We start from the raw sequence: 7,520 nt of genomic DNA on the forward strand, positions 1-7,520 counted from the left end.
GCATCACGCCGCTCGCGTCCCCGATGGATTGATGATAAACGCGCTCCCCTACTCTTACCGAAAAGCTCTGTGGTTCGTAGGAAATCATCTTATCGGTTTTGTTTCTCAGCATCACTCGGAAGACCAGCGTGTCCTGCGGATCGAATCGGAATACTTCCTCTAAACGAATTTCATAGGCATCGAAGTCCATCACCTGCGGCTTGTCGCCGAAGTTGACGTGCTCCACTCCCTCAACCGCATCAGGATGACTCGGCGCAAGCAATGGATACGCCTTGGCCTTGTCGAGCAGACCGAGCAGTTCGGCCGGAGTGACGAGCCGCTTGTGCTGGTCGTCCTTGTCGGTCTTCACGCGGAAGATCAGTGACAACACCGGAGTGGCGCTGTCTTGCAGTTCCAGCACGTAAGTTTTGTTATCCCAGCGGACGTTCAAGTTCGTCTGCCCGTTCCTGACGAGACTCTTGCACGACAGAAAGTATGCGCCGGGACTGTGCGAGATTTGGAAGAGCCCGGCGTGCTTCGCGTCGGTGGAGACCAGCGCCGCGTCGATGGCGGAAATCGGCCCCGGAAAGCTGATCGTCGTGATTCGGCCTGCCGAGACCGGCAGCAAACTGGGTGGGCAGCACACCTTTCTCTCCTCCTTCCAGGCGCCGCGCCGACTGAGCGGGGGCGAGCGCCAGCGAGGAGGTCCTCAACAACGCAACCGATGCGAAGCCTCCCCAATTGCCCCGGAGGCTGAGCAGCGGCTGCCACGCATCTGGCGGGCGACGGCCGCACGAGGCGTGTCAGATTCTTCTGGCGCGGGGCGTGCTTGGCAGGCGTGGCGTGGACTTCCATGGCGATGATCGGCGCTGGCCCCCTTGGAGCGGACGGGCGTGGGCCTGCGGAGGCCCGGTAGCGGAGAGAGGACGGCGCAGATGATCGCTACGGCCTCACACTTTCGGGAGTCTGTGTGGCAGCCGCGGCGGGCACAGTCTCCCCGGCGCAGCCGCGTCAGGGAGGGCTTTATGGCAATCCGATCCGCTGAATCGTCGCCGCAATGCGTCCGATCATGACAATATATCGACCGATTCAAAAACCTTCGGCGGCGCGCTCGGCCGATTTGTGACGCCGCTACAGTAGCGGCGGTTCGCCAAGTTGACGCTACACGCGGACGAAGGAATCATCACGACGCAATTCTTCCCAACCAACAAGCTCCTGCGCCAATCGAACTCCGCTTGCGAACCACGGACCGACTTGTCCCGCGAGTTCGTCTCCTAGCCATTGTCGGCATTCCATAGGTAACCTCAATACCTCGCCGGTTGGAAGAAAAGCGGTCGCTGCGCGTTCAATCATTCGGCGGTAGCTTCCGCAGTGCGGCCGCAGAGTGGGCAGATCGATCGTGCTTAACGTAGCCGACGCCGCAAGTGGGATGAGCAAGCCTTCGGGATCGAGGTCGCCGAAATAAAATAAGCGTCCGTCCCACAACCATTCACGAACGACCTCAGCAAGGCCGGTGGCGCTGGTTTTGAAGGCGTCGCCGTGGCCATAAACGATTGCGCAAAAGGAACGAGCCTCACGGTTCCAGCGAGCGAACGAATGGTAGGTGCTATAGTTCTCAATGACAATCGCGGGCCGGTTCTCCGATGGAGATACGGCTTCGAAGAGCAGCGGTGGAGGAACTAGGAAACACCTTAGCAGTTCAAGGCTTAATCGGCCTTCGCCGAAAAGGATACCTGTCCTAAGCATCTCCAACCGTTTTTCATGTCCGAACAATTCGATGGAGCGTTCCTTAGCCGGCACAAGCGGTCGCTCGCGTCCGCCGTTCGCGAGAAAATCCTGCACGCGAAGGAGCACATTGAGCTGGCGCGCATCCCGAACCGTGCAGGCGAAGCGCAATTCCTGCGCCCACGCGAAGCTCTCTGGATCGACAGGAAGCGACGCCGTGGCGGTTTCGGGGCGCACCAGTTCGATCCATGCGGGCAAGTCCCCACTGTTGGACCGATCGTAGAGACGCTGGCCTTTTGGCAGCAGAATATCGCCGTTCTCCGCTAATTGCGTGAGCCAGCCGGCGAGCTTAGCGCGTGCTTCTGGAGGTGAGAAAGCCGGACAAAGTTCGGAAAAGATTCGACGGTATTGTTGTGCCTCCACCCGTTTCCGACGGGCGGCAGCGACACAGAGCCGCAGAAAAAAGTCGTCGGCCGTTGGTGCGGACTTCATCGGAGATTCGCCTGCACGCTTTCGAGATGCTCTTCTACCTGCTCCTGTGAAATGAGCAGGTCACCGGACCGGCGGTCGCGATGCCTCTTGCGCAAACGAAGTATTCGCGGAAGCACATCGAGCGCGCCGAGGTCGTTTACGCCGGTGGTGTAGATGAGTTGGACTCCCATCTGCCGTGCAACGCGCAGTTGCAGTTCGACAAATTCCCGCTTCGACGCCGTGCCGAATGGATTGTCGAGCAGCAACACGCCGGCCTCGCGGTCGCGTCCATGCTCATCCCGTCCGCGGATGCGCAAATGCGCCAGGGTGGCGTAAAGCAAAATCGCAGCGGTCATCTTCTCGCCCCCGGAAAATGAGCCAAACTCCGTGATGTCGTGACGATCCGGGCGAAGCGGATCTTCCGGTTTCAAAAGAGTGACTCGAATCGCTCCGCCCACTTCGCGCAAGGCGGCGGACGCAAGCTTGTGCCCTGCGGGAATCGCCTTTTCCGCGACGAGCCGCGCAACCAGCGCGGCTAGCCGATCTCGTCGCGCGGCTGGCTCTGTGACCGGATTTGCATTGATGCGAAGAAACGGCTGCCCGGTCCAGCCAGGAAAAGCATTCGGCATGAGGCTCGCGCGATCTGCTTTTGCGAGAAGCCGGATCGCAGAGGATGCGACGCCGTCCAGCGCGCGGACCACCAAATCCTTGTCCCGCGCGAGCGTTTCGATTTCGTTACGTAAGACCTTTTGCCACGCGTCGTGGCTCTGAATGAACTCGTCGAGCCGTTGAAGCAATTCCTCCTCCGGAAGCTTGCCGAGCCGCTCCCGGGCGAGAACGGGTAGAGTGACGAATTCCTCCCGGCGGATTGCTTCACGTAACCGACCGATGCGCGTTTCCACAACCTCACGCGTATCTTTTTGAGTGCTGGCGAGGCGGTCGGTCTGGCGCTTGGCCTGAGACACCATTTTTGTGAGCTCCATGTCGTCAGCCGGCAAGCTGGGAGTCGCGCCGCTCGCGGGATCGGTAAATCCGTCGAGTGTTTCGAGATGGGGCGTTCGCGCCCCGATACTGGCCCTCACTGTTTGATATTCTTTCTCCGCAGTCGAGATTCGCGAGTCAAAATCGGCCAGCCGTGCATTGTCGGTCTCAATCAAGACATCGAGCGCATCGCGCCGAGCGATCGCTTCAGCGGCGTTCGCCGGCCTGGTGTCTTCGGGCGGCAGGCCGAGCCCCTGTTTGTGAGCGGGGACATCTGGTCGGTCGGCCTCCGCTGCCGCAAGGCGCGTCACCGCTCCATCGCGGGCGCTATTTGCCTGAAGATGCATTCGCTCGGCCTCAGTCTTCCGACCCTCCAAGTCATCATGCTTGGCGGCCGCAGCGACGTCGTCATCCGACAAATCTCCCGATTGTCGGCGATGGTCGGAGCGCAGTTCTGAAAGAGTGGACTCGGCTTGTTCGATTCGCCCTTCGAGTTTGTTGTGTCCGAAGCGATCCTCAAAACGCGCCAGCGCATTTTCGTAGCGCGTCCTAGCCGCTTCGAGCGACAGTGCTTCCGCTGGTAGTTCGGCTTCTAAGAAACGAATGCCAGCCCGTTGCTCAACGCGCGCAGCACTCTCCGCATCGAGATTGCGGACACGCTCTTCGCGTTGTTTTACCTCGCCGTTGCGACGCGCCACTTCCCGTTCCTGCGTGGCAATTTCGCCGCCGAGTTGTTCCACTTTTACGAGCTTTGCCCGGCGCTCCTCCATCCACTGCTCCGCATAGTCTTCGTATTCCGTGATGTAGCTCCGCAGACGTTCCTGCCGACGCGTGAATACAGCGATTTCGGGACGCCATTCCTTGATCCCCGCAACCTTGGCGGCACGTTCTTCCCGCAGTGCAGACTGCCGGGCTCGCTGCGCTTCGATCTGCTCATGAATACGCGCCGCTTCCTCGCGCATTTGGTCACGCTCGGCAGCGATACGATCGAGCGCTCCATTGCCAAACTCGTCGCGCCAGCTACCGAGGGCTTGAACGGCGTGGGTGGTCTCCTCTTTCTGATTGGTCAGCGTTACTACGTGCTCTGTAGCCCGCTCGACGCGCGTCTCGATTTCGCCATTCGCCGTGACGGCTGCCTCGTGATTAAACGCTCCCTCATTTGCGGGCAAGGCTACGGCCGTTTCGCCCAGTTCCGTGGACGCGGGATTGGCAGAAAGCGTGACCTGCACGGGATGGCGCAGTCCCGGCACAACGAAGGCGCTAGCTTTCAAACTGAGAAACTCCGACTCGCTGGTCACCACGATGCCGGAGTAACGGGCGGGATCACTCGCGAGCCATCGCGTGGCAGTCTCGCTTTGAGACGCGTTAGTCGCGAGAAATCGGTAAGCTGGGAGCGCCGTGCGCACACCGATGCTGCGCAGATGCGCGAGCACCAGATCGACCTCCCGAGTGGGAGGAAACAAACGTTCGCTCTCAAACGCTCGCAACGTGCGTTCGTCGTCCACGGTGTCGAAGCGGCTTTGGAAAATGCCCTCCTCAATGCGTTGCAATCGAGTGTGGAGGAGGCCGGGGAGATCGGGAAAATCGAGCGATGGAGTGTCGGTGGACATCACCTCGCGGATAGACGCGCGTTCTTGCAGGGCGAGAGCCGCCGCGTTCCCCCGCTGCCAAATTTTGTCTGTCTCCGCGGCGTTGCCTGCGTGCTCGTGGTGCTTTCCGGCAAGTGCGTTCAACCGCTCGTTCACGTCAGAGATTTCCGAGTCGATGCTCTCAATGCGAGTTTCTGCATCGCTAATGTCTTTTTCGACGAGCCGCTGCTCCATTTCCCAGCGTGCGAGCGCCGCCGCCGCTTTCTCCTCGGCGAGCAGGCACTCGTCCTTCCGCAAATCCGCCCGACGCTGGTCGCGCTGAATGAGGCGTCGTTTTACGTTCTCCAATTCCGATTTCGTGCGCGTCAACTCCTCTCGCATCGATGTAAGCCGGTTAGTCGCAATGCTGTATCCATCAACTTCTTCAGCCAACGCTACTCGCGCAGATGAAAAGAGACCGGCGAGCCGCGTTATTTCCCCATCGAGCGCGGCAGTATAGCTCGCGCCGAGTGATCGCAGCTCATCGATCACAGGCTTCTGTTCGGTCAACTCTAATTCCCGCTGCCTGCGTAGCTCGTTCAATTCTTCCTGCCGCGACATGATGCGGGCAAACCGCAGCGCCGCACCCGCGAGGCTTTTCGCAACAGCAGCATCTTGCAAGGTGCGGCGTGCTTCGGCCTCCGCCGTGAAGGCTTCCAGATAAGTCAGCTCGCGCGCGAGATTGCTGTAGTTCAGCCGATATTCCTGCCGTGCCTTCTTTTCATTTAACACCGCTATGCGCTGCTGCGCCAGCGCGGTAAGTTCGCCAGTCACTACGCTAAGTCGAGTTTTGTGCGTTTCGATGGAACTCTCGATGGCCGACCGGAGCAGAAAGTTCTCTCGCCGTTTTTCCCGCCACACGCCTTCCGCCTCGCGGAGCTTCTCCGCCTCGTGGGCGAGGGGGCGCAGTTCTCCGAGCAGGGTGATCACAAACCGCTCCTCGATCTCCTTCTGCGGCAAGCGCATCAATTTTTCACGGACACTTTCGATCTGCTCGCGCGCCATGTCGGCTTGCTCGGAGTTGAGCGCCATCTCGAGGAAGAGGTCCACGAACTCCATCGTGTCCTTCACTTTGAAGAGCTCTGCTGCGCCACCCTCGCGGGCATTCATTTTCAGATGATACTCAAAGAGTTCCGTATCGATGCCGACGCGATCGAGCGTGCCGCGCCATTTCGCTTTGCCATCCTGACTCCCGCGTTCGACTTCCAGCTCTGGAAAATCGCTCCCGAGCTGCGCCAGCCACTCGCGAACTTCCTTCAGATTCGAGCAGGGCTTCGGAGACAGCCCGTGGAATGGCAGCGCGTCGAAGGGGTGAAGATCGCTACCGCGAAACGTGAAGAACTCGCGGTCGAGCCGGCTCTCGTCGTCCACGCTGGCCACGCCACCTTTCCACGCGAGCACCTGGCCGACGATGCGAGTAGTCGAGAATAGATTCGGACCTGGCGGCATCTGCCATTCCGTGAGCACGAGGGCGAGATCGCCGCCTTTCACGTAGTCGGGCAGTTTGCGTTCGCGCTTCTCCTCCTTGCCACCGAGAAATCGGCGACTCTCCGGCAGAAACGTGGAGTAGAAGAGGTTCATCAGCGACGACTTGCCACCGCCATTCATCAGCCAGATGACGCAGTCCGTCGGCGCTCGCTCTCGGTCGCGAAAGTCGAGCGTGAGCGGAAAAAAGCGCGCGTCCTTGTGGCCGACGCACGAGAGATGGAGCCGGAGCAGCCTAGCCATGGGCGTTCTCCTGCGCAGCGCGCGACACGATGGCGAATGCTTCATGCCCCGCCATTTCGCGCACATGAATTCGGAACGCTGGACGAGCCAGCCACGACGGACGGTTATCCGGCCCCTCGCGTTTTAGAAATCCGTGGTTGGTCAGAAAATTCAACGCATAGCGAACTTTGCCGGCGAGGGTCGCGAACGAGCCGCGGCCGTCGGAGCTGTCCGCGTATTTTCCCAGCGCCAGCACATGTTGCCAAGCCATGCGCACCTCGGCGCTCGGCACCGCGCCATTTCGCTCTTCGCGCGATTTCAATTCCTCACAAAGCGAGTGCAAATACTCAACGATCTGCTCGACGGTCAGACGCGCGGGCAGCACTTCGTCGGCTTCACGGAGATCCTCGGCACGCGGGAAACACCACGCGCCTATGGCAAGATGGATCAACCCCTGCACGATGCGGTCCGACGCGGACATGCGCCCGTGGTAGTCCTCTCGCTGAAGTTGGAACGGACTCTCCGCCGTCGTGCCCAGCACCAGCCCTGCCTGCGTGCTCACGCTCAGGACGCGCAGTCCGAGCCCCAACGCGAACGCCGTGGTCATTTCTTGAAATGGCGCGTCCGCGAGAAATTCGTGGACGAGTTCCAAATACTCCGCGTCATCCGCGGGCAGGAGTCGCGGGAGCAAAGCGAAGCGGATGAAGCGTCCACACTTTTCCGCTGCGTCGCCGGCATCGACGCTCATGCTGTCTCCTCCACGGATTTCGCCGGCGGACAGATTAGCAAGTCATCACCCCAATACGGCTCGGCGATGAAGCATTGCGCAGCGGCTTCGACGACATATTCCACATTCTCTTCCGCTTCCCCGTAGTCACGCAGGGCCAGCAAATAGAGCAACGTCTGCGTTGTCTCGCCGAACCCTCGCGCCCGCGCATCCGCGAGCATCGTCGAGACGAGCGCGCCGCTTTCGCGAATGGCGGAAAGCAGCCCTTCGGCGTTTCGATAATCGTGCTCGCTGAAACGATC

The 7,520-nt window shown here is 60.4% G+C and carries 5 protein-coding genes; all 5 read right to left on the bottom strand.

What is annotated here, in order from left to right:
• The coding region (locus ABJF10_RS27550) for a hypothetical protein (RefSeq protein ID WP_348547835.1) at positions 1 to 625 on the bottom strand (625 nt) is incomplete at its 3' end.
• Between the two features lie 515 nt (positions 626 to 1,140).
• A complete protein-coding gene (locus tag ABJF10_RS27555; protein ID WP_348547836.1) occupies positions 1,141 to 2,196 on the bottom strand; it encodes a Wadjet anti-phage system protein JetD domain-containing protein in 1,056 nt (351 codons plus the stop codon).
• Complete coding sequence (locus ABJF10_RS27560; RefSeq protein WP_348547837.1) at positions 2,193 to 6,275, bottom strand: hypothetical protein; 4,083 nt, start codon at positions 6,273 to 6,275, stop codon at positions 2,193 to 2,195. The genes ABJF10_RS27555 and ABJF10_RS27560 overlap by 4 nt, the downstream gene beginning before the upstream one ends.
• A gap of 229 nt (positions 6,276 to 6,504) precedes the next feature.
• Complete coding sequence (locus ABJF10_RS27565) at positions 6,505 to 7,098, bottom strand: hypothetical protein (RefSeq protein WP_348547838.1); 594 nt, start codon at positions 7,096 to 7,098, stop codon at positions 6,505 to 6,507.
• Positions 7,099 to 7,235: 137 nt separating this feature from the next.
• Positions 7,236 to 7,520 (bottom strand): hypothetical protein (locus ABJF10_RS27570; RefSeq protein ID WP_348547839.1); only part of this gene is annotated, 285 nt, incomplete at its 5' end.

This window comes from Chthoniobacter sp., assembly GCF_040003245.1.
In the GTDB taxonomy this organism is placed as follows: Bacteria; Verrucomicrobiota; Verrucomicrobiia; order Chthoniobacterales; family Chthoniobacteraceae; genus Chthoniobacter.

Excerpts from the sequence above, each read along its gene's own strand:
- ABJF10_RS27555 (WP_348547836.1), bottom strand. The coding sequence starts at position 2,196 with ATGAAGTCCGCACCAACGGCCGACGACTTTTTTCTGCGGCTCTGTGTC.
- ABJF10_RS27565 (WP_348547838.1), bottom strand. The coding sequence starts at position 7,098 with ATGACCACGGCGTTCGCGTTGGGGCTCGGACTGCGCGTCCTGAGCGTG.